We start from the raw sequence: 22,246 nt of genomic DNA, 5'->3' as shown, positions 1-22,246 counted from the left end.
CGGCGGGCCGGCCCGGACACCCGAACGCCCCGGTCAGATGGTGTGTGGGTCGATCACCCGGACCACGAACCGCCGTTCCCGCAGGGTCTGCACGGTCGGATGATCCACACCGATCACCTCGGCCAGCCGGTCCGCCACGACGCTGATGTCCTCGGTGGCGGGGCCGTCGCCGGCCCGCCTCGCCACCAGGGCGAGATCGCCGAGGCAGCGCAACGTGTCGGGGTGGTCCGCACCGATCACCGAGGCCAGCCGGCCGGCGGTCTCCCGCAGCCGGTCCCGCGCCGACTCCCAGTCACCCTCCTCGGCGAGGCACACCGCCTGGTTGACCTCCGCCGCGAGCGTGTGCGGGTGGTCCGGCCCGAGCACCTTGCGCAACTCGCCGACCGCCCAGGCCGCCGACGCGAGTGCGTCCGACCTGCGTCCGAGCGCCCGCTCCGCCGCCGAGATGTTGCTCACCGTCGCCAGGGCGTGCGGGTGCTCCGGCCCGAGCCGGAGCTGCTCCTCGAACGCCACCCGCACGGCGTTCATCTCGGTCAGCGCCCGAGCCGCGTCGCCGACGGCCAACAGGTTCGCCGCGCGACTCGACCGGCACGCCACCGTGTCCGGGTTGTCCGGGCCGAAGCGTTCGTCGAGTTCGCGGTAGGCCGTCTCGAACATCGGCGCGGCCTCGCTGCCCCGACCGGCGCTGCGCAGGGACACCGCCAGGTTGACCTGAGCGGCGAGGCTCTGACCGTCATCCGGCCCGAGCACCTCGCAGTACGTGTCGTACACCGTGCGCAGCAGGGTGGCCGACCTCTCGTACTCGCCAGCTTCCCGCAGGTCGCTGCCGAGCCGCACGGCGGAGACGAGAGTGTATGGATGCGTGGGGCCGAGCACCAGCCGCCGCCGCTGGTGCACCTCGTCGTCCCAGCGGCGGGCCGACCGGTAGTCGCCGACCAGCCGGTACGAGACGGCGAGGTTGTTGGCCGCGCTCAACGTCCGGGGGTGGTCCTCGCCGAACACCTGGAGCCAGGAGGCGTAGGTGGACCGGTCCAGTTCCAGGGCCTCGGCGTAACGGCCGAGCGCCCGCAGGTCGCCGCCGAGGCTGCCGGCGGTCATCAGACTGTGCGGGTGCAGCGGCCCCAGCAGCCGGCGTTGCTCGGCCAGCACCGCCTCGTCCAGGTCCCGGGCCTCGTTGAACCGGCCCAGGCTGCGCAGGATGTTCGCCCGGTTGAACCGCAGGTGCAGCAGCTGGCGCCCCAGGGCCGACACCTCGACGTCGTCGTGCGTGTCGCCGAGCCGGGCGCTCCAGGTGTCGTCCACCTCCTGGCTGAACCCGTCGGCCTGGTCCAGACCGCCGCGCTGCCACAGATAACGGACCCGGTCGATCAGCAGCTGGCACACCGACTCGTCGGGGCAGGTCAGCGCCTCGGAGACCTCCAGGTGCGGCCAGAGCATGCGCAGCCGGGCCCAGGTGGTCGGGTCGTCGACGTCGCCTCGGGGCCGGGACGCGGCCAGCACCAGGTGTACCTGGTGGCGGGCGGCGCTGATCTCGTCGTCGGTCATCCGGTCGCGGACCACCGCCTGCAACAGCCGGTGCACCTGGACCCGACCGCCCTGCACGTCGAGTTTGAGCAGCGCCAGTCGGTTGATCTGTTGAACCAGGGCGCCGCGCACGAGCCGCTCCGACACCGACGGGTCGAACGGCACGAGGGCCGCCGCCATCTCGTCGCTGTAGATGAGTTCGAGGGCGATCTCCGGCGCCAGCACCGAGCAGAGCTGCAACAGCCGGTACGCGGCGGGCGCCTGCTCCAGCAGCCGGTTCAGCGACAGGTCCCAGGTCGCCTCCACGGAGAGGGCGCTGGGGCCGTGCCGCTCGATCTGCCGCAGGTAGTCGGCCACCGACGTGCCGGTGTCGGCGAGCCAGGCGCCGGCGGCGGCCACCGCGATCGGCAGGTCGCCGAGCGCCTCGGCCACCCGGTCGGCCTCCTCGGCACTGATCGTGGGCACCCGCTGGGCGAGGTGCGTTACGCTCTCGGTGCGGTCGAAGACGTCCACCTGGATCGGGTTCGCCCGATCGCCCCAGGCGCGGTTCCGGGAGGTCAGCAGGACGTGCCCGGGGCCCTGCGGCAGGAAGGGCTCGATCTGGTCGAGCTCCTCGGCGTTGTCCAGCACGACGAGCCACCGCTCGTACGGCTCACCACGGCCGAGCACCTGGAGCACCGAGCGGACCGTCTCGGGCAGGGTCGGACCGATGAGGATGCCGAGGCGACCGGCCAGGTCGGCGAGGGCCGTGTCGACGAACTGCGGCGGGTCCGCCACGATCCACCAGACCACGTCGTACGCGGCCTTGAACCGGTGCACGTACTCCAGGGCCACCTGCGTCTTACCGACGCCGCCCATGCCCTGCAGGGCGACCGGCAGCACCACCGCGCTGCCGCCGCTCTGCAACTGCGCGCGCAGCCGCGCCAGGTCGTCCTCCCGGCCGGTGAACCGGGCGTTCCGGTTGGGGGCGTTGAAAATCAACGGCTCGGTGCCGGGAAAACGGGTGGCCCCGCCCGGCGGCCCGTCCGCCGACGACGGCACCGGCCGGCCGACCAGCCGCAACACCCGCTCCACGGCGGTCGCGGCGCTCACGTTGACCAGGTTGGTGGAACTCTGGGACGGGAACTCCGCCAGTGGGCGCAGGTCGGCGACGTACACGGCGAGGGCCGTGGAGCCGGTGCTGGTGTCCCGGTCGGGCAGACCACCGGACGGCGTCGCCACGTAGGCCGGCGAGACCACGGTCAGCGTGCGCGGGGCCGGCGTAGCGGCGGACCCGACGGCGGCCGTGGGCTCCACCACCCGCAGCCCGGCCGAGCTGAGCACCCGCTCCAGCCACTCGGCCCAGATGGCGTCCTCCGGCGCGTACCGGAGCACGATCTGGTCGTCGATCGCCTCGGTACGTCGGCGGAACCGGGCCTTGCCCCGCTCCCGCACCGACTCGTCCATCACCGGCAGCGCGGTCACCGCGCCGTCGGTGAGGATCCCGGTCAACGTCTCGAACGCGGCCAGCAACGACGTCGGTGAGCCCGGCGGGTCGCCGAACGTGGCGAGGGTCTCCTCGTACGCGTAGAACGGTCGGTACGGGACCTCCACCGCGGCCCAGTAACGCCGCCGTTCCGCCTCGGTCATGCCGGCCGGCAACCCGGCGAACCGGCGCATGGCCAGCAGCCGACCCGCCTCGGCCCGCTCCTTCTCGGCCTGGTCGACCCGCATCGGCACCGGCAGAACCCGGATGTCGCGCCGCCGGTACCGGTCGCGTACCGAGTGCGCCACCCGGGCCGCGCCGTCGATGCCCTGGTCGCTCAGGGTGAAGCAGTCGACCAGGGTGTCCGGCAGGTGCAGGGTGCAGATGTCGGCGACGTCGCTCAACCCCGTCCGGCTGTCGATCAGGGTGAAGTCGTACTGGCGCTTCATGTCCGCCCGCAGCGCCTCGAAGAACTGCGCCCCGCCCAGCCGGTTGTAGAAGTTGTCCCAGTCCAGCCCGCTCACCGAGACGGCGTAGTCGCTGTTCTGCCGGCCGGCGGAGAGGAAGTCCAGGCCACCGCCGTCGGGGAAGTTCCAGCGCAGCGAGAAGGCATGCCGCCCGACCCGGGCGTACTGCTCCACCCAGCGGTCCGGCCGGTCGTCGACCCGGGTGGTCTCCCACTCGTAGTCGCGGATCATGTCGATCACACCGCTGGTGCCCTGGATCGCCTCGGCGTCGAGGAACGGGTGGAAGAAGCGGTGCAGACCGGGCGACTCGAGGTCCCAGTCGGCGACGAGCACCCGCCGGCCGCTGGCCGCCAGGATCCAGGCCACGTTGGCCAGCGCCATCGTCCGACCCGTTCCACCCTTGAACGAGTAGAAGGTGACGACCTGGCCTTCGCGATCGTTGTTCATCGGTCTTCTCCGTGGGTACGCGGTGGGGCCGGATCATCAGGCGGGGACGCGGGGTCGGTGGGAACGGTCGAGCCGGCGGCGGGTAGGCCGTCCCGCAGGCTCGGCACCGGCTCCGGCGGTGGGTCGAAGGGGACGACCGGGCCGTACTTGAGGAACTGCCGACGCGCCTCGGTGACCAGCGCCGGCATCAGGTCGACGAACTCCGGCATGCTGCACGCGCGCTTCACCTGGGGCAGGCCGGCGTCGTGCAGCAGTTGGGTCACCTCGGTGGCCCACCGGGTGGCGTCCTGGCTGTCGTCGTCGTCGGTGACCACCAGCGGGACGACCCACTCCCGCAGGCCGCCCAGCATGCCGGCGAGGACCGCGGCGGCGTCCGGCGCCGCGGCGATCCACGGGTCGACCAGCAGCACCGCCGGCCGCCGATCGAGTAGCGCGGAGGCCTGCGCGAAGTCCTCCGTGCGGGCCGACAGCCCGAGCCGCTCGGCGGTGCTGGCCGCGTACTCGGCGGCGGGCAGTTGCTGGCTGCGCCCGTACGGCCGCCAGAGCCGGCCGCTGGCGGCGTAGCCGGCGGGGTCGCGATCGGTCGGCAGCCGGTCCCGGGTCGGGGCCAGGACGGCGACGACGAAGTCCGGGTCGGTCGGCGTCGGGCGGACCACCTCGTCCAGCCCAGGTGCCCGGGACGGGCCGATCGGTCGCCGCTCGACGGTGTGCACGATCCGGCTCGCCAGGCGGCTCAGCAGCAGCTCGTACTGGGACCGGTAGGAGGCCAGCATGCAGAACGCGCGCAGCCCGTCCGCGGCGTACTCCGGGACGTCCCGGCCCAGGTCCAGGGCGCCGTCCAGCTCCGGATGGGCCTCCCACGGAGGGAACGGGATCCACAGCACCGGGGTGAGGTGACCGGCGGTGAGCCGGGCCGACCCGACGGCGGCCAGCCGAGCCCGGAAGGACTCCTGCTCGCCCAGCGCCCACGGACGGCTGAAGTAGCCGGGCGAGTAGAGCGGGACGAAGACCTCGGCGTCACCGAGCGCCTCGGCCAGCGCGGCCTTCCAGTCGGCGCCCAACGGAATGTGCTGGTCGAAGAAGCCGATCCGCATCCCGGCGACCGGTCGTGCCTGCCGCCGCACCTCATCGGTCAGGTCGGCGAAGAACTGGCCGACCCAGACGTCGGCGTCGGTCCGGGCGCCCGGCGGCGGCGCCGAGTGGGCGTAGCTCAGGAAGAAGTACGTCCCGCGCGCCCCCGATCGGCGCCGGTTCGCCGGCGGGCTCACCGCGACTCCTCGGCGAACCGGTTGCACAGCTCGTCCACGCTCGCCGGCACCCAGGGTTCGACCAGGTACGACCGGTGGATGGCCACGATCCGCTGCGCCAGCCGCCAGACCACCGCCCGGTACGCGTTCTCCCACTGCATGGTCAGCAAGCCGTAGACCCCGTCCCGCTGGTAGTGCACCGCGATGTCGGGATCCGGCATCGCGGTCGGGGTGAAGCGCTGGATGTCGCGGAGCACCCGGGGCAGTGCCGTGCCGTTCGTCGGCGACCAGGTGACCGGCACGATCGCCGTCTCGTGCACCGACGCGGAGCTGTGACGCGGGGTGATCCGTCGGCGGGAGAACGCGTCCCACTCCCGGCCGCACCAGTCGCTGCCGAGCAGCGCGCTGGACACCAGCGGAACGAAGACCTGGCAGGTGCCGGCGGCCTGGAGCAGCTCCGGGCTCCAGCGTTCGCCGCCGGCGATGGAGGTGTCCAGGAAGCCGGCGTCCACCCCGGTCACCGGGCCGACCAACTCGCTGACGTGGACGGAGAGGTCCTCGAAGAAACGGGAGACGTACTCGGCGGGTTTGCCGGTGGCCCGGCCGACCGGTGCCCGCGAATAGCTGATGAAGAAGAGTGGGGCGCGTGCTCTGGAGGGTGCGTCCACTGTGCTCACCGCTGCCCCTCCGCCCTCCCCACGCGGCCGGAACATCAGCGTAGTCCCCGCGTCAACGCTGCGCCGCCAGGCGGTTCGCGGCGAACCAACCGGTCGCGAAGTCGACAGCGGCTCGCGCCGGCAGCAGCCGGGCGTCGGCCCGGCCCACCCGACCGCGCCGCACGATCGGTGTCTCGTCGAGCGCGGCGCCCACCTTCGGGAAGTCCCCGTCGTCCAGGTCCAGGGCCCGGAAGTCGAGGCGGACCCGCCGCCCGTCGACGAGCCGGAAGCAGTGGTAGTCGCGCTCGGGCGGCGGCACCGGGAGGCGGTACTCGGCCAGGTGCAGGGCGCTGCACGCCTCGTAGCCGAGGCCGAGCAGCAGGATCTGCCCGTCCGCCGCGTACAGGCCACCAACGGGTGAGCGTTCCCCCAGGTGGCAGGTGAGGTCATGGCCGTCGGTGAGCTGCCGGGCCCGAGGGCCGAGCGCGGCGAACGAGGTCTGTGGATGGTCGCTGCGCACGGCACCGGGGGTGCACCGGACGTACTCGGCGAGCGCACCCATCCGCTGCGAGGGGGTGGTCCGGAGGTCCCACCCCGGCAGCGCCGCCTCGTACCGCTCGCGCTGCGCCCGGTCCATGCCAGCGGTGGCCGCCAGGTGGGCCCGGGAGGTGGTCGAGTTGCCATCGGTCTGGGTGGGCACCAGCAGCGTGCCGGCCGGGCCGAGGACGTCGCGCAGAGCGCCGGCCAGGGTCGCCGGGCCGTGCTCCAGCGGGCCCACCCGGCGCAGGCCGCAGTGCACCAGCAGGCACACCCCCGGGCGTACGCCCAACGCCCGCAGGTCGTCGGCGAGGCGAGGACGGCCCAGTGTGGGCAATGGGTGGTCATGCGGACCCGACACGGGTCTCCTCCAGGGCGTGGCGCAGGTGGCCGACGAAGCGCTCACCCGCCGCGGTGAGCGACCGGCTGGCCAGGAGCGCGTCGACGCCGTCCCGGGTCCACGCCAGGAAGTGGGCCGCGTGCGCCGACGCGTCCGGACGGTCGGTGGCCGCCCGGGACTGCCAGACCTGGGTGACGGCGAGGTGCGCGTAGACGCCCTGGAGGACGCCCTCCGGGGGCCGCGGGTCGGGGCGCCAGGGCACCCGGATCCGGATGCCCTGGGCGGGTTCGACCAGGTCGTACAGGTCGAGCACCGCGCCCAGCTTCGCGTGCTGCCACTCGTGCACCAGCAGCACCGCCATCGTCTCCGGGTCGGCATGGGGGGTGACGGCGACCGCGCCGAACGCGTGCCGGGCGGTCGCGCTCCGCAGGGGTCGCGCCGGGTCGGGCGCCAACGGAACAACGGCACGCAGACCGCCGTCGAGCGCCGCCGCGTGCGCCGGCACGTCCCGGTGCACGACCCGCCAGGCCTCGGCCAGGGTACGGCCCAACGCCCGCGCGGCCGGCACCTCCAGGCGGGGTGCCACCGGCTGGCCGTAGCAGTCGCGGTACGGGTCGCCGTCCTCCAGAAGCAACCGACCGCCGGGCACCGGCACGTCACGCGTGGGAAGCCACCCGGTCGACGGCGGCGCCAGCGGATCGAGGAGCACCGACCCACCGGCGACCTGGAGTTCGCCGGGCCGGACCGTCACCTCGGCGCTCTCCCCCAGGCCGGGCAGCAGCAGGCTGCCGAGCGTGGGCAACGTGATCGCGCCGGCGCGCACCGGGACGCGCAACGCGGCCGGGACGCCGGCCCGCAGGGCCGCGGCGATGGCGAGGGCCGGCAGTGGGTCGACCGCCGCGCCGGGGCCGGGCGGGGCCGACGATTCGAGGCGATGCACCAGCCCGGGCCGGACGAAGGGGTGCGCCAGGACGGCCCGGACCGCCTCCGGGGCCACCTGGTCGAGGTGGACGAGCAGGTCCCAGGCGGCGGTCGCGCCGGCGGCGTCCCGGCACGCCGCCAGCAGCGCCCGGGTGATGGAGAGCTGGGTGGCGGCGAGCAGCGCGAGCGTCGACGCCGAGCCGTGCCCGGTCGCCAGGTCGTCGAGCAGCTCGTCGACGGGCGGGGTGGCGGGCCATTCGCCCGACCCGGGTGCGGTGGCGGTCCGTTGACGCGGCACGGGCGGCGGGTAGCCGTCCACGGTGTCGATCAGGCGAAGCAGGTCCGCGCAGTACACCGAGGGGTTGTCGAAGCCGGTGCCGGTGCGCCAGCGGTGGGCGTACAGGCCGCCACCGCACCTGTCGACCACCGGGCAGGCCCGGCAGGTCGCGCAGAGCCCGGCCACGCCCTCCTGCCGGACGGCGACCCCCGGGTGCCGTGCGACCTCGTCCACCGAGTGGTCGAAGACGTCGAACCCGGTGCCGGCCGCGCCGTGGTACGCGGTCTTCAGCGAGTCGACCTGCTCCCAACTGCCGTCCGCCTCGATGACCAGCACGTCGGCCGGCGCGAGGCCGAACGCCTCGGTGCCGCCGCCACCCGGGCGCAGCGCCTCGAACATCCGGATCGACATGGGGCGCCCGTCGTCCACCCACCGCCGGTGCAGCCGCCCCAGCCAGTCCGCGTACGGGGTGGGCTCGGGGCCGGGGCGGTGCGGGGGGTGGTCCCAGGTGGCGTGCGGCAGCAGCAGGTCGACGCGGGGCGGATCCTCGGCCAGCAGCGCCTCGTACACCCGCTCGGGGTCGTTGCGGACGTCGATCGTGCAGAGGATGCCGGCGTAGCTGGCGCGGTGTTCCGGCCGGCGGAGCAGGGCCAGCGCCCGCCGGACGTGGTCGTGGCTGCTGCCGCCGTGGGCGAAGACCCGGTGGCGGTCGTTGGCGGCGCGGTCGCCGTCGAAGGACACCCCGACCCGCACGCCGTACTCGATGAACAGGCGGCACAGCTCCTCGTCGAGCAGCACGCCGTTGGTCTGCATGCGCAGGTCGAGCCGCGCCCAGGGGGTGATCGCCGTGCGCAGCTCGGCCAGCACCTTTCGCAACCCGGCGGCGCCCAGCAACAGCGGCTCACCCCCGTGCAGCACCACGTGCACGGTCGGCAGATCGTGCCCGCGGGCGTGCTCGGCGATGCGCCGTGCGGCGGCCTGGACCGTGGCCGGCGGCATTCGCGGCGGACGGCCACGCCAGGTCTGGTCGGCGTGCTGGTAGACGTAGCAGTGGTCGCAGCTGAGGTCACATCGGCTGTGCACCTTCAGCACGAACTGGCTGATCCGCCGGCAGGATCCACCCACTCCGGGTGGACCGCACCGGCAGACCATCAGGTCAGATGGACGAGTTGAAGGCGGCGACGGCCACGGTGCCGGACGGCACGGAGTCGTTCGTGACGACGCGCCTGCGCACCGCCTCGATCAGGTCGGCGTGCTCGACGGCGATCCGTTCCAGCGGGGTGTGCAGGCTACGGGCCAGATCGGCTGGGTCGGGACGGGATGGGCGGGTGGGGGCATGGTCCACAATGAGTCTCCGGGGGCCCGGGGCGCTGGGAGCGCGAGCGGCGGCTGTGGCTCGAACGGCTCTGGTCCGTGACCAGGATAGACAAATATCGACCCAGTGTCACCGCAGGTACCATCGCCGGCACGGCGAGTGGCAGGCCGCGGTGGACGAGGAGGAGCTGATATGTGCCGGAGCATCAAGACGCTGCGTGAACCCTTCACCCCGCAGGTGACCGACGCGGACGTCGAGGCGGCGGCGTTGCAGTACGTCCGGAAGATCTCTGGCTTCCGGGCGCCCGCCGCGCACAACGCCGCCGCGTTCGACGCCGCGGTGGCCGCCGTGGCCGAGGCGACGCGCACCCTGCTCGACCAACTGGTGGTGCGGGGATCGGGCACCACGGACCGGTCGGCCACCGCCGCCAGCTGATCGTCGCCAGCGGCGGGCCCACCGGCACGGCACCCGGCCGGGCCTGACCCTGAAAGAGGGTCAGGCCGCGGCGAGCGCCGGGGCGACCGTGTCCGGCGCCCAGTGCGAGCGGTGGCACTGCGACCAGCCCCGGCAACCCGGGTCGCCCAGCGAGCAGAGCCGCAGCTTGCTGAGCACCTCACCGTCGTCGGTGTCCCGCACGTCGAAGTGCACCGGACGGACGGTGCCGTCCGGGGCGACGAGCAGGTACCGGCCCGCGTCGAGCGTGTCGTCGCGCAACAGGCAGTTGCGACCCAGCAATCGGGCCAGCGCGGCGATGCTCGCGTGCTCGGAGAGCTGCTCAGGCACCCCGTAGCAGTCCACCACCGTGGCGAACTCGCCCGGCGCCTGCCAGACGTCACACACCACCGCGTACGTCGGCAGCCGTGCCGGGTCGGCCACCGCCAACGGCATCACCACCCGACCTAGCGCCTCGGCCAACGCCGGGTAGACCTCCACGGGTTGAGCCCCGTCGATTCTCCAGTTCCACAGCTCGGTCATTCCGCCTCCTCGCTGCGTTCGTCCCCACCGGCCTCCGGATCGGGCCTTACCCACGATGGTGGGGGGCATTTGACCCCAGCCGGGGGCAAGTTACCGGTCTGTGACCATTCCGGGCAAAATTTCCCTGAGCGACATTGCTCGGAGTAGCGGGAAGGTGACAGTTTATCGGGTACGGTGCGCCATCCGCACCATCACCACCGCGTGTCCCCCGCGGGTCGACCTCGACGGTCAGCGCAGCACGACCAGGTGCTCCCCCCGGGGCAGCAACTCGCCCACCACGGGAGCGCCGGGCACCTCACCGGCGACCAGCAGCCCACCGGAGGTCTGCGCGTCGGCCAACAGCAGCCGCTCGGCCTCGTCCGCCGCGCCGAAGTCCGTCCACGGGGTCACCCAGTCCAGGTTGCGCCGGCTGCCGCCGCTGACGAACCCGTCGCGCAGCGCCTCACGGGCACCGGCCAGATAGGGCACCTGGGCGGTGTCGATGGCCACCGTGAGCTGGCTGGCCCGGGCCAGCTTCGAGGCGTGCCCGAGCAGCCCGAACCCGGTCACGTCGGTGCCGCACCGGATGCCGGCGGCGACCGCCGCGCGGGCCGCGTCCCGATTGAGCGCGCTCATCGTGGCCACCGCCTCCGGGAAGCTCTCCCCGGTCGCCTTGTGCCGGGTGTTCAGCACGCCCACCCCGAGCGGCTTGGTCAGTGACAACGGCACCCCGGCCCGGCCGGCGTCGAGGGTGATCAGCTCCTCCGGTCGGACCGTGCCGGTGACCGCGAGACCGTACTTCGGGCCGTCGTCGTCCACGCTGTGCCCGCCGGCCAGGTGACAGCCGGCCTCCCGCGCCACGTCCTGACCGCCGCGCAGCACCTCCCGGGCCAACTCCAGCGGGAGCACGTCGCGCGGCCAGCAGAGCAGGTTGAGCGCCACCAGCGGGGTGCCGCCCATCGCGTACACGTCGGAGAGCGCGTTGGCCGCGGCGATCCGACCCCAGTCGTACGCGTCGTCGACCACCGGGGTGAAGAAGTCGGCGGTGCTGACCAGCCCGGTCCGCTCGTCCAGGCGCACCACCGCCGCGTCGTCGCCGTGATCCAACCCGACCAGCAACTCGGCGGTGCCGCTCGGCGGGCCGAGGCCGGCCACCATGATCTCCAGCTCGCCCGGCGGGATCTTGCAGGCGCAGCCACCGCCGCGGGCGTACTTGGTCAACCGTACCGGTTCGGTCATCCACCCATGATCTCGACAACGCGCCACGATCGCCACCGTGGCCACCCATGCGTGACCAAAATCGGACGCCCGACAACGATCGTGACCGGTGTTACCGCTCCGTGACCCACCGAGTTGCATTCCGCCACATCAGGCCGCCTACAGTGGCCGCACCGGGGGTCAACCGACCCCGATCCGGGAGACGACAGGGGACGGTGGACGACGTGACGACGGGCGAACCGCTCATCGTGCTGGACGCGGTCAACAAGTGGTTCGGGCCGCTGCACGTGCTGGACGACGTCTCACTGTCGGTGGGTCGGGGCGAGGTGGTCGTGGTGATCGGCCCGTCCGGCTCCGGCAAGTCGACGCTGTGCCGCACGATCAACCGACTGGAACCGATCAACTCGGGCACCATCAGCTTCGACGGCCAGCCGCTGCCGGCCGAGGGCAAGCCCCTCGCGAAGCTGCGCAGCGAGGTGGGCATGGTCTTCCAGTCCTTCAACCTCTTCGCGCACAAGACCATCCTGGAGAACGTCACCCTCGGCCCGATCAAGGTCCGCAAGGAGAAGCCGGCCGCCGCCCGCGAGCGCGGCCTGGCCCTGCTTGACCGGGTCGGCATCGCCAACCAGGCGGACAAGTTCCCGGCCCAGCTCTCCGGCGGCCAGCAGCAGCGGGCGGCCATCGCCCGGGCGCTGGCCATGCAGCCCAAGGCGATGCTCTTCGACGAGCCGACCAGCGCCCTGGACCCGGAGATGGTCGGCGAGGTGCTCGACGTGATGACCTCCCTGGCCAGCGACGGCATGACGATGGTCGTGGTCACCCACGAGATGGGCTTCGCCCGGCACGCAGCGAACCGGGTCATCTTCATGGCCGACGGCAAGCTCGTCGAGGACGCTTCCCCGGCAGAGTTCTTCGACAACCCGCGCAGCGACCGGGCGAAGGACTTCCTCTCCAAGATCCTCACGCACTAGGCGTCCGTAGTGGAGCGTGCCGCACCTCGGTGGGCTCCGTCGAAGAAGGAGAAGAGTATGCATATGAAGCGCGTGGCAGCGGTCGCCATGATGGCCTCCCTCGCCCTTTCAGCTGCGGCCTGCGGCAAGGAGGGTGAGCCCACTCCGAGCGCGGGCGGAAGCGCCTCCGGTGCCGCTCAGTCCGACACCTGCAAGAGCTCCGGTGCCACCTTCACGCCGAAGACGGACGCCGCCGTCGCTGGCAGCCCGACCTTCGAAAAGATCAAGGCGGCCGGCAAGGTCTCCATCGGGGTCAAGTTCGACCAGCCGAATCTCGGCTACAAGGACGCCCAAGGCAAGCGGTGCGGCTTCGACATTGAGGTCGCCCAGTATGTGGCGAGCACGCTGGGCATCGACCCGGCGAAGATCGAGTACAAGGAGATCGCCTCCGCGAACAGGGAGACCGCGATCAAGGGTGGTGAGGTCGACTACTACGTCGGCACCTACTCCATCACTGACAAGCGCAAGAACGACATCTCCTTCGCCGGCCCTTACTTCGTCGCCGGCCAGGACCTGCTGGTCCGCAAGGACGAGTCGTCGATCACCGGCAAGGACACCATCAAGGGCAAGAAGGTCTGCTCGGCCACCGGCTCGACCCCGATCCAGCGGGTCCGCGACGAGGGTCTGACCGAGGCGAACAACATCGTCGAGTTCAAGACCTACTCGGAGTGCGTCTCGCAGCTGCTGGACAAGAAGGTCGACGCCGTCACCACCGACGACGCCATCCTGAAGGGCTACGCGGCGCAGAACCCAGACGAGCTCAAGGTCGTCGGCCAGCCGTTCAGCACCGAGAAGTACGGCATCGGCCTGCCGAAGGACGACAAGGCGCTGCGCGACTACGTCAATGACCAGATCGAGGCCGCCTTCACCAACGGCACCTGGCAGAAGATCTACGACGGCACGCTCGGCCTGTCCGGCTCGGCGGGCACCCCGCCGAAGGTCGAGCGGTACTGATCGACCGGCTCGACACGAGTTGCGGCGCCGGGCGGGATTCGTCCCCGCCCGGCGCCCGTGGAGAGGGACTGAGAGCGAGGCATGGGCGAGTTCTTCCGCGTACTGACGGACAACGGGCAACTGTTCGTCGACGGGTTCACCAACACCGTCAAACTCTTCCTGATCGCCGCGGTCGGCAGCCTCGTCCTCGGCACGCTGCTCGGCGCGATGCGGGTCTCCCCCGTGCCGGCCCTGCGCGCATTCGGCGCCACGTACGTCAACCTGGTGCGTAACACCCCTCTGACGCTGGTCTTCGCGTTCCTCGTGTTCGCGGTGCCGAAGCTCGACGTCAACATCGACTACTTTCCCAGCGCCGCCATCGCGCTGACCGTCTACACCTCGGCATTCGTCTGCGAGGTGATCCGCTCCGGCGTCAACACGGTCGCCGCCGGGCAGGCCGAGGCGGCCCGCGCGCTCGGGATGACCTTCGGCCAGGTGCTCACGCTCATCGTGCTGCCGCAGGCGCTGCGGGCGATGGTCCCGCCGATGATGAGCGTGTTCATCGCGATGCTGAAGAACACGACCATCGCCGCCGGCTTCTCGGTGCTGGAGGCCGGCGCGATCCCCGCGTACATGGCCGAGCGGGGTGAGCCGCAGTTCGCCGTCCTGCTCTGGATCACCATCGGCTTCCTGATCCTGATCCTGCCGCTGGTGGCGTTGCAGCGGTTCCTGGAGCGCAAGTGGAGGGTGGCCCGATGAGTCAGTTGACGAGCCGGGTCGTCGCGAGCGGAAGGTGGCCGAGTTGAGCCAGGCGTCAATCCTCTACGACCTGCCCGGGCCTCGCGCCAAGCGACGTAACGCGATCCTGGGCGTCGTCTCCACGGTCGGCATCATCGCTCTCATCGCCTTCATCGGCTACAAGTTCGCCGACACAGGTCAGTTCGAGGCCCGTAAGTGGGAGCAACTGCAGTACGCGTCGGTGCAGCGCGAGTTGCTGGGCGGGCTGTGGGCGACGCTCAAGGCTGCCGGCATCGCGGCGGTCCTGGCACTGCTCTTCGGGGCGGTCTTCGCCAGCGCCCGACTGAGCGACAAGTGGGTTCTGCGTACCCCTGCCACCTTCGTGGTGGAGCTGTTCCGGGCGATTCCACTGCTGATTCTGATCTTCTTCGGTTACTACGTGCCGCTGCAGTACGGCTGGTCGATCGACAAGCTCTGGGCGCTGGTCATCGGGCTGATGCTCTACAACGGCTCGGTGCTCGCGGAGATCTTCCGGGCCGGCATCAACGCGGTCCCGTACGGGCAGACCGAGGGGGCGTACGCGGTCGGTCTGCGCAAGAACCAGGTGCTACGGCTGATCCTGCTGCCGCAGGCGGTCCGGTCGATGCTCCCGGCGATCGTCAGCCAGCTCGTGGTGCTACTCAAGGACACCGCGCTGGGTTTCATCATCACGTACCCCGAGCTGCTCTTCGTCGGTAAGCAGATCGGCGGCCGTTTGCCGTTCGGCCTTCCGTACGTGCCGACCTACCTGGTCGTCGGAGCGATCTACATCGCCATCTGCGGTGCGCTGTCCGCCCTGGCCTGGTGGTTGCAGAAACGAATGGGCCGTACGCCGCGTACCCCGGCCAAGGTGCTCCCCGCCCAGAGCGTCGGCGAGGACTCTGCCCGGATGATCTGACCGGACGGGCCACCGGGTGGCCCGGCGTGTGATCGACTCGAGTTCCTTGATATCGGGGTGTCCCAGCGTTGGGGACACCCCGATATCGGTGAATTCCCGGCGAGCAGGCCGGTCAGCGGGCGATCTCGGTGACCCGGGCCTCGCGGGCCACGGTGACGCGGATCTGACCCGGGTAGGTCAGCTCCTCCTCGATCTGCTTGGCCACGTCCTAGGCCAGCACGGCCCGCACCGGCGTGTTCCGCGATCGTCCAGCAGTTCTTCACCGGCAACGACGCAAGCAGCCCTGCCACGGAGTCCCGGACCGGGCGCCTAGGCTCAGGCCGGCAAAAACGCGACTCGACCGTAGCCATCAACTCGCTGAACAGCTCCAACCATCGCCGAGCGTCTACTCTGTAAGCGGCAGCCACCGCCGCATCTCTTGAGGTCCACAACCCGTAGGACTCGACGGTGGCAGCTCGCCGTCCAGGGACAAACCACACACCACCACAGGCACGAACGGATCTCCTGCTGGAGTACTGGAGTAGTAGCCTCGGCTGTTCAGGGCCCGTGTGTCGCCAGATGATCAACGACTTGAGGAACCGGGAGGAGTGGACACCCGCGCGCGCCCGGTTGAGGTGACCCCTCCCGCCGGTCGACCAGCCGCCGGGTACGTCGGGATGGTCATTCGGTGGCTGGTCTGGCCGATGTGGGATTGCGGAGCGGTTCGACGGGCTCTGCGGGCGGTAGACGGACGCGGGGTTAGTGCGCCTCCGGCGGGGCCAGACGACTCCGGGATGGAGTTGCCGAACGGTTCCGGTGAGTGGGTGAGGAGGAATGCCATCCGGCCAGCCACCGACCCAGGCAGAGCCGAGCAGACCAGGGCCAGGGGACAGGTCGTTCGTCCGGTCGGGCGCTACACCTTGTCCCCTAGGCCCTGGTCTGCTCCACCGTGGTATGGGTCGCCGGCAGACAGGACGGCTAGCTTAAGCCAGAGCCAATTTAGCGAGTTGCTGCTTCGTGACGATAAGTCACTGGTAGTAAGCATTCTTGCCAGACAGGTATGCGTACTCGTGACACCGGGCCGTCGACGTGGAACCGGCGTTGGCCCACGACCCAAGCGCGTAGTAAACGCTGCCGTTGTTCTCCGTGCACCAGGCTTCGGCCCGGGCCTTCCTATTGGGGCATGAGGCCCAAACGCGACCGCCATACGTACCATAGGAATCCGAGGTAACAGAGCAAGCCAGAGTTGTCGCAGCGCTAGCGGAGGTGGGCGCCACCAAAACCACTCCGCTGACCCCAACGACCATTACAGAGAATAGCGCTGAGATCCTCTTGGCACTTTTCACTACTTGCTCCATTCCATGTCCGACGTCACGAATCCAACTGCATCGACGACACTGCTCCCTTGTGGAGCGTGGTACTGACTGTACCATCCATGAATTAGGTTGTCATCTATGGATAGTTCCAGATGCGGTCTAACGACCTCATGCATGATTGCTTGTCATTGAATATTGATGTTCGCTACTCTTTGTATGTCGGCTGCCGCGACCATGACGAACCGGCGGTTGACGGGCCTGTCCCGCTCGAGGGCTGGTGCACCAGGCCAAGCCCGGCGCAGGTACTCCGGCCGACCTCCTTGACAGCGCTCACAGACCCAGCGCCACGGCACTGCAAGCGCGGCAACGACCTTCTCGACGGAGGTGACCGGGGCAAGCGCGAGCGTCTCGTCTCCGTCCCGTCGCCGGTAGGGGTGCAGGCACGGCTAAGGGTTCACATCGCACCTGTAAGAGCTGCACTAACCCACTACACGCGATCGGTCAGCGGGCGATCTCGGTGACCCGGGACTCGCGGACCACTGTGACCCGGATCTGACCCGGGTAGGTCAGCTCCTCCTCGATCTGCTTGGCCACGTCCCGGGCCAGCACGGCCGCCCCGATGTCGTCCACGTCGTCCGGCTTGACCATCACCCGGATCTCCCGGCCGGCCTGCATGGCGAAGACCTTGTCCACGCCGAGCTTGCCGGCGGCGATCTCCTCGATCCGCTCCAGCCGCTTGACGTACGCCTCCAGGCTCTCCCGACGCGCGCCCGGCCGACCGCCGGAGCAGGCGTCGGACGCCTGGGTGAGCACGGCCTCGATGGTCTGCGGGGGCACCTCGTTGTGGTGCGCCTCGATGGCGTGCACCACGTCCTCGTGCTCGCCGTACTTGCGGGCCAGGTCCGCGCCGATGATGGCGTGGCTGCCCTCCACCTCGTGGGTGAGCGCCTTGCCGATGTCGTGCAGGAACGCCGACCGTTTGATGATGGGCACGTCCAACCGCAGCTCGGCGGCCATAATGCCGGCGATGTGCGCGGTCTCGACCAGGTGCTTGAGCACGTTCTGCCCGTACGAGGTGCGGTAGCGGAGCCGGCCGAGCAGGGTCACCAGCTCCGGGTGGATCTCGGTGATGCCGACCTCGACCAGGGCGTCCTCGGCGGCACGGAGACAGAGCTGCTCCACCTCCTGCCGGGCCAGGTCGTAGACCTCCTCGATCCGGTGCGGGTGGATGCGCCCGTCCAGGACCAGCTTCTCCAGGGTCACCCGGCCCACCTCCCGGCGGACCGGGTCGAAGCAGGAGAGCAGCACCGCCTCGGGGGTGTCGTCGATGATCAGGTTGACGCCGGTCACCGACTCGAAGGCGCGGATGTTGCGCCCCTCCCGGCCGATGATCCGCCCCTTCATCTCGTCGCCGGGCAGGTGCAAAACGCTGACCACGCTCTCCGCGGTCTGCTCGCTGGCGACCCGCTGGATCGCGTCCACCACGATGTGCCGGGCCCGCTGCTCGGCCGTGTTGCGCGCGTCGGACTCGATGTCCCGCACCAGCAGCGCCGCTTCCCGCTTGGCAGACGTCTCGATGGCGTCGACCAGCTCCAGTCGGGCGGACTCGGCGGTGAGCCCGGCGACCCGCTCCAGCTCCCGGCGGCGCAGCTCCTCCGACTCGGCCAGCTCGGCCTCCCGCTGGGCCAGTGCGGCCTCCCGCGCGGCGAGGGCGGCCTTCGCGGCGGTGAGCTGCCGCTCCCGCTCGGCGAACCGCTCCACCTCCTCGGTGTGCATCCGCTCCCGCTCGTCCATCCGAGCTGCCCGACGTTCCACCTCGGCGGCCTGCTCCCGGGTGGTGGCGGCGAGCACCGCGACCTCCCGCTCGCCGCTGCGCCGGGCGGCAGTCCGCAACTGCTCGGCGTCCGCCTCGGCCTGCTTGTGCGCGCGCTCCAGAACGGTGTCCGCCTCGGCCCGGGCGTCGTCGAGGACCCGACGCGCCTCGGCGCGGGCCGCCTTCGCCTCGGCCTTCGCCGCCGCCGCCTCGGTACGGGCTGCGGCGGCCGCGGACTTCGCCACGTCGATCGTGCTGTTCGCCTCGTCGGCCGCGGTCCGCAGGGCAGCGAGGGACTGCTCCTGGCGGTCCTTCTCGGCGATGAAGGCGGGATCCTCCGGTGCCGGCGCGGCCCCCATCCGGCGCATCGTCCGGATGCCGACCAGCACGGCCCCGATCACCACCACCGCGAGGACGAGGACGGCCGCGAGGAGCACGACGTCGAACGCGTTCATGCCGGGACCCCGTCGGGTCTACCGATGAACCTGTGCCGCCGCCCCGCCATGGCCGCCTCCCCTAACGTCGAGACCGCAGCGACCGTGCCACGGGCACACTCCTGCGGCTGTGGACGCCCGACCGGAGCGGCTGGCCGTGGATAGCTTTCTCCGCCGGCGGTGCCCGTGGGCAGCGTCGGCGGCCGGGTGCAGTTGTCGCAGCGTTCCGGACCGGCCTGTCCGGAACTGCCGCCAAAGGCCGCGGAGTCGGCCAAAGTGATGCTGTTCTGTTACGCGATCTATGTTGTGCGCTTAGCCTGCGCTGGTCGGGCAATGTGAGCCTGTATGGCGAGGCTAGGTCGCCGGGGGTGCTCTGGTCAAGGACTCATGATCAAACCCCCCGAACGGAGAGAAGTTGCGGCGTCACTCAAAGCTGATGTCGTGTCGGACACGGAAGGACAAACCCGGCGAGCCGACGGCTCCGATACGGATGTCGTGCCTGTTCAGAGACGGCGACACCCCGCCCAAGAGCCGACTTTGTGACACCAGCGACCCCCGGCCCACACCCGGACCCTCGGCGGGCTCGTCCCGTCAAGATCGCGCACGCTCCGGAGAGTCAACACCGTCAGGTGAGGGCTACGGACGGCGAAAGATCGCGCCGATCTTGTAGTTTCGGTTGTCGACGTGGGTGCGATGCCCCTTATGTCTGGACAGAAAGTGCTAGATCGCGGAGCAGGGGCCGTTCAGGGCTGGGGATCATAGAGTTGTGGTGCCTGGATTGGCGCTTTACGGGTGTTTTGTTGCCCACCACAACTCCATGATCGGCGAGACGACGCCGGTGTTGACGTGCTGGAACGAGCACGATCGTGGCGCCGGTCGCTCGGCGGGCACCAATGCTCACCCCGACGGGCGGCCTTCAGCATCGAGTCGACACACCCACCTGGCGCGCTCACTCGACCAGGCGGTTGTCGCGCTCCACCTCGCCCTCGGCGTCGGCGAGCGCGTCGGCGTCGATCTGCTCGGCGAACTCGGCTGCCTCGGCGCTCTGCGCGGCAAGCGCCTCCTTCACCGCCCGGATGGCCACGCCCGGCGGGTAGCCCTTGCGGGCCAGCATGCCCACCAACCGGCGGAAGACCGCGTCCGGCTCACCTCGGGCGGTGCGCAGCTTGCGCTCCACCAGAGCACGAGCGGTGTCCGCCTCGGTGTCCTCGTCCAGCTCACCCAGCGCCTCGGTGGCCACCTCGCCGTCCACGCCCTTGCGGCGCAGCTCGTTGGCGAGCGCCCGACGAGCGAGGCCGCGCCCGGCGTGCCGACTGGACACCCAGGCCCGAGCGAACGCAGCGTCATCGATGATGCCGACCTCGTCGTACCGGTCGAGCACCTCGGCCGAGACCTCTTCGGAGATGCCCCGCTTGGCCAACGCCCCGGCCAACTCGGCCCGGGTGCGGGGCCGGACGGCGAGCTGGCGCAGGCAGATCTCGCGGGCCACCTCGGACTCGTCGCGCGGGGGCGCCGGGGACTCGACGGTGTCGGCCCCCTCGGACCCACCCCGGCGGCCCCGCCGAGGCCGGGGCGGATCGGTGGCGTCGCCCGTACGAGGCGGACTGGCGTCCCAGCCCCGCCCCGTACGAGCGCGTCGTCCTGCCATGGGTCAGCGACCGGTCAGAAGTCGACCGGCGGCAGCTCCGGGCCACCGGCGGCGTCACCCGCGCCGACCCCGACGCCGAGCTTCTCCAGGATCTTCTTCTCGATCTCGGCGGCCACGTCCGGGTTCTCCTTCAGGAACTCCCGGGCCTTCTCCTTGCCCTGGCCGAGCTGGTCGCCGTCGTACGTGTACCACGCCCCGGACTTGCGGATGATCGCCTGCTCCACGCCGACGTCGATCAGCGAGCCCTCACGCGAGATGCCCTTGCCGTACATGATGTCGAACTCGGCCTGCTTGAACGGCGCGGCCACCTTGTTCTTCACGACCTTGACCCGGGTGCGGTTACCGACCACGTCGGTGCCGTCCTTGAGGCTCTCGATGCGTCGCACGTCGAGCCGGACCGAGGCGTAGAACTTCAGCGCCCGACCACCGGTGGTGGTCTCCGGGCTGCCGAACATGACGCCGATCTTTTCCCGCAGCTGGTTGATGAAGATCGCCGTGGTGCCGGTGTTGCTGAGCACACCGGTGATCTTCCGCAGCGCCTGGCTCATCAGCCGGGCCTGGAGGCCCACGTGGCTGTCGCCCATCTCGCCCTCGATCTCGGCACGCGGCACCAGGGCCGCCACCGAGTCGATCACGATGATGTCCAGAGCGCCGGAGCGGATCAGCATGTCCGCGATCTCCAACGCCTGCTCGCCGGTGTCCGGCTGGGAGACCAGCATCGCGTCGGTGTCGACGCCGAGGGCCTTCGCGTACTCCGGGTCGAGCGCGTGCTCGGCGTCGATGAAGGCGGCGATGCCACCGTTGCGCTGGGCGTTGGCCACCGCGTGCAGGGCCACCGTGGTCTTACCGCTGGACTCGGGACCGTAGATCTCGACCACCCGGCCACGGGGTAGGCCGCCGATGCCGAGGGCCACGTCGAGCGCGATGGAGCCGGTCGGAATGATCGCGGTCTGGACGACCGGCCGGTCACCCAGCCGCATCACCGAGCCCTTGCCGAATTGCTTGTCAATCTGGGCGAGAGCAAGGTCGAGTGCCTTCTCCCGGTCAGGCCCTGCTGCCATGGTTGCCACCCCTGCCTTCGCCGGCGTCTTTGCTGAGCTTCGCGTCACGCGGACACGCTAGGCGCTGGGTCCGACAGAAAACCAGCCGACGGGCCGCGAGCTGTGGACGAGCACCCCGCTGTGGACAATAGCCGAACAGGTGTACGACTCGACAAGCGACACGCGGAACCGGCGAAAAGGCTGCTCAGCGTAGTCGAGCGGGCACCCGGTCGGGGTACGCGGCACAGACCGCCCGCCACACCACGTGCGTCTGCTCCCCCGCTGCCAGGGCCTGCTCGATGGTCCGCCCGCCGAGCTGGGACAGCACCTGATCGCGGGCGATGCTGGCCGCGTAGCCGGGCCCGAACGCCTCGTCCAACCGCGTCCAGAAGTCGGTCAGCCGCACAGTGATCAGCCCTCCTCGTCCGGTGCCCCGGTCGGCACCGGGCGCAACGCTAGCGCCACCAGGGGCGCCGCCGCGACCGCCGCGAGCAGGGTGAGCACGGGATAACCGGCGAACTGCATGACAAACCCGCTGACCACGGCGGCCCCGGCCCCGGCCAGCCCCATGATCAGGTCGGACAGCCCCTGGACGCTCGGCCGCACCCCGGCCGACACCGACTCGGAGAGCAGGGTCGAGCCGGCCACCATCGTCCCCGACCAGCCCAACCCGAGCAGGACCAGACCGACCGAGAGTCGAGGGGTGTGGTGCCCGGCGGTGCCGGCGACCGCGCAGGCCGCCAGCAGCAGCCCGACCCCACCGAGGATCACCGCCCGTCGACCGAGCCGGTCGGTGAGCCAACCGACCACCGGGGCGAACGCGTACATGCCGGCGATGTGCAGGCTCAGCACGATGCCGACCAGCCGCAACACGTCGGCGTCGGCGTGCGACTCACCGAGCCGGACCGGAGTCATCGCCATCACCGCCACCATCACCAGGTGACCCACCGCCACGGCGGCGATGCCGAGTCGGGCGGCGGGCTGTCCGCGTACCACCGACCAGGCCGCCCGCATCCCGGCGCCGCGCGGC

18 protein-coding genes and 1 pseudogene are annotated in these 22,246 nt (G+C 70.9%); 5 read left to right on the top strand and 14 right to left on the bottom strand.

The features are described from left to right. Positions 1-33 precede the first annotated feature (33 nt). The 6 genes from fxsT to ABZU52_RS23650 form a co-directional block, all read right to left on the bottom strand. Positions 34-3,903, bottom strand: a complete 3,870-nt coding sequence (gene fxsT / locus ABZU52_RS23675; protein WP_354973169.1) for an FxSxx-COOH system tetratricopeptide repeat protein — start codon at positions 3,901-3,903, stop codon at positions 34-36. After that, on the bottom strand, positions 3,900-5,171 hold the full coding sequence (locus ABZU52_RS23670; RefSeq protein WP_354973168.1) for a TIR-like protein FxsC: 1,272 nt from the start codon (positions 5,169-5,171) through the stop codon (positions 3,900-3,902). The genes fxsT and ABZU52_RS23670 overlap by 4 nt, the downstream gene beginning before the upstream one ends. Continuing rightward, positions 5,168-5,827, bottom strand: a complete 660-nt coding sequence (locus ABZU52_RS23665) for a TIR-like protein FxsC (RefSeq protein ID WP_354973167.1) — start codon at positions 5,825-5,827, stop codon at positions 5,168-5,170. The genes ABZU52_RS23670 and ABZU52_RS23665 overlap by 4 nt, the downstream gene beginning before the upstream one ends. A 52-nt stretch (positions 5,828-5,879) precedes the next feature. Then, on the bottom strand, positions 5,880-6,704 hold the full coding sequence (locus ABZU52_RS23660; RefSeq protein WP_354973166.1) for an AAC(3) family N-acetyltransferase: 825 nt from the start codon (positions 6,702-6,704) through the stop codon (positions 5,880-5,882). Continuing rightward, positions 6,688-8,973 (bottom strand): FxsB family cyclophane-forming radical SAM/SPASM peptide maturase, encoded by a 2,286-nt coding sequence (locus ABZU52_RS23655; RefSeq protein WP_354973165.1) that lies wholly within the window; start codon positions 8,971-8,973, stop codon positions 6,688-6,690. Before ABZU52_RS23655 ends, ABZU52_RS23660 begins: the two co-directional genes overlap by 17 nt. A 64-nt stretch (positions 8,974-9,037) precedes the next feature. Beyond that, complete coding sequence (locus tag ABZU52_RS23650) at positions 9,038-9,226, bottom strand: hypothetical protein (protein ID WP_354973164.1); 189 nt, start codon at positions 9,224-9,226, stop codon at positions 9,038-9,040. A 162-nt stretch (positions 9,227-9,388) separates the two neighbouring features. Here ABZU52_RS23650 and ABZU52_RS23645 point away from each other — a divergent pair, with 162 nt between their 5' ends. Next, positions 9,389-9,631: a DUF2277 family protein gene (locus tag ABZU52_RS23645; RefSeq protein WP_354973163.1), complete on the top strand. Its 243-nt coding sequence runs from the start codon at positions 9,389-9,391 to the stop codon at positions 9,629-9,631. Positions 9,632-9,691: 60 nt separating this feature from the next. Here ABZU52_RS23645 and ABZU52_RS23640 read toward each other — a convergent pair whose 3' ends face one another. Next, on the bottom strand, positions 9,692-10,171 hold the full coding sequence (locus ABZU52_RS23640; RefSeq protein WP_354973162.1) for a hypothetical protein: 480 nt from the start codon (positions 10,169-10,171) through the stop codon (positions 9,692-9,694). A 228-nt stretch (positions 10,172-10,399) separates the two neighbouring features. Then, the gene (gene selD, locus ABZU52_RS23635; RefSeq protein ID WP_354973161.1) at positions 10,400-11,389 is read right to left on the bottom strand and encodes a selenide, water dikinase SelD; all 990 of its coding nucleotides are present in this window, start codon (positions 11,387-11,389) and stop codon (positions 10,400-10,402) included. 194 nt (positions 11,390-11,583) lie between these two features. Between selD and ABZU52_RS23630 the strand changes: the two genes are divergently transcribed. From ABZU52_RS23630 to ABZU52_RS23615, 4 genes are all read left to right on the top strand, one after another. Next, positions 11,584-12,339 carry an amino acid ABC transporter ATP-binding protein gene (locus tag ABZU52_RS23630; RefSeq protein WP_354973160.1) on the top strand — a complete coding sequence of 252 codons (756 nt, stop codon included), beginning with the start codon at positions 11,584-11,586 and terminating at the stop codon, positions 12,337-12,339. Positions 12,340-12,396: 57 nt separating this feature from the next. Continuing rightward, on the top strand, positions 12,397-13,332 hold the full coding sequence (locus ABZU52_RS23625) for a glutamate ABC transporter substrate-binding protein (RefSeq protein ID WP_354973159.1): 936 nt from the start codon (positions 12,397-12,399) through the stop codon (positions 13,330-13,332). Between the two features lie 81 nt (positions 13,333-13,413). After that, positions 13,414-14,070 (top strand): amino acid ABC transporter permease, encoded by a 657-nt coding sequence (locus ABZU52_RS23620; protein WP_234590776.1) that lies wholly within the window; start codon positions 13,414-13,416, stop codon positions 14,068-14,070. 43 nt (positions 14,071-14,113) lie between these two features. After that, positions 14,114-14,986: an amino acid ABC transporter permease gene (locus ABZU52_RS23615; RefSeq protein ID WP_354973158.1), complete on the top strand. Its 873-nt coding sequence runs from the start codon at positions 14,114-14,116 to the stop codon at positions 14,984-14,986. Between the two features lie 227 nt (positions 14,987-15,213). Here ABZU52_RS23615 and ABZU52_RS23610 read toward each other — a convergent pair. The 6 genes and pseudogenes from ABZU52_RS23610 to ABZU52_RS23585 all read right to left on the bottom strand — a co-directional run. Further along, positions 15,214-15,357 (bottom strand): annotated as a pseudogene (locus ABZU52_RS23610) (IS701 family transposase); the annotation flags it as partial. 1,425 nt (positions 15,358-16,782) lie between these two features. Continuing rightward, entirely contained in the window at positions 16,783-18,549 is a 1,767-nt protein-coding gene (gene rny, locus ABZU52_RS23605; RefSeq protein WP_354973157.1) for a ribonuclease Y, read from the bottom strand. 928 nt (positions 18,550-19,477) lie between these two features. Further along, positions 19,478-20,176 (bottom strand): regulatory protein RecX, encoded by a 699-nt coding sequence (locus ABZU52_RS23600; protein WP_354973156.1) that lies wholly within the window; start codon positions 20,174-20,176, stop codon positions 19,478-19,480. Between the two features lie 14 nt (positions 20,177-20,190). Beyond that, positions 20,191-21,237 carry a recombinase RecA gene (recA, locus tag ABZU52_RS23595; RefSeq protein ID WP_007456801.1) on the bottom strand — a complete coding sequence of 349 codons (1,047 nt, stop codon included), beginning with the start codon at positions 21,235-21,237 and terminating at the stop codon, positions 20,191-20,193. Positions 21,238-21,421: 184 nt separating this feature from the next. Beyond that, a complete protein-coding gene (locus ABZU52_RS23590) occupies positions 21,422-21,622 on the bottom strand; it encodes a DUF3046 domain-containing protein (protein WP_030336777.1) in 201 nt (66 codons plus the stop codon). Positions 21,623-21,627: 5 nt separating this feature from the next. Beyond that, the coding region (locus tag ABZU52_RS23585; RefSeq protein ID WP_354973155.1) for an MFS transporter at positions 21,628-22,246 on the bottom strand (619 nt) is incomplete at its 5' end.

This window comes from Micromonospora sp. NPDC005220 (assembly GCF_040607895.1).
In the GTDB taxonomy this organism is placed as follows: domain Bacteria; phylum Actinomycetota; class Actinomycetes; order Mycobacteriales; family Micromonosporaceae; genus Micromonospora.
The sequence above is the reverse complement of the archived record's forward strand: the minus strand, read 5'-3'. Positions and strand labels throughout refer to the sequence as shown.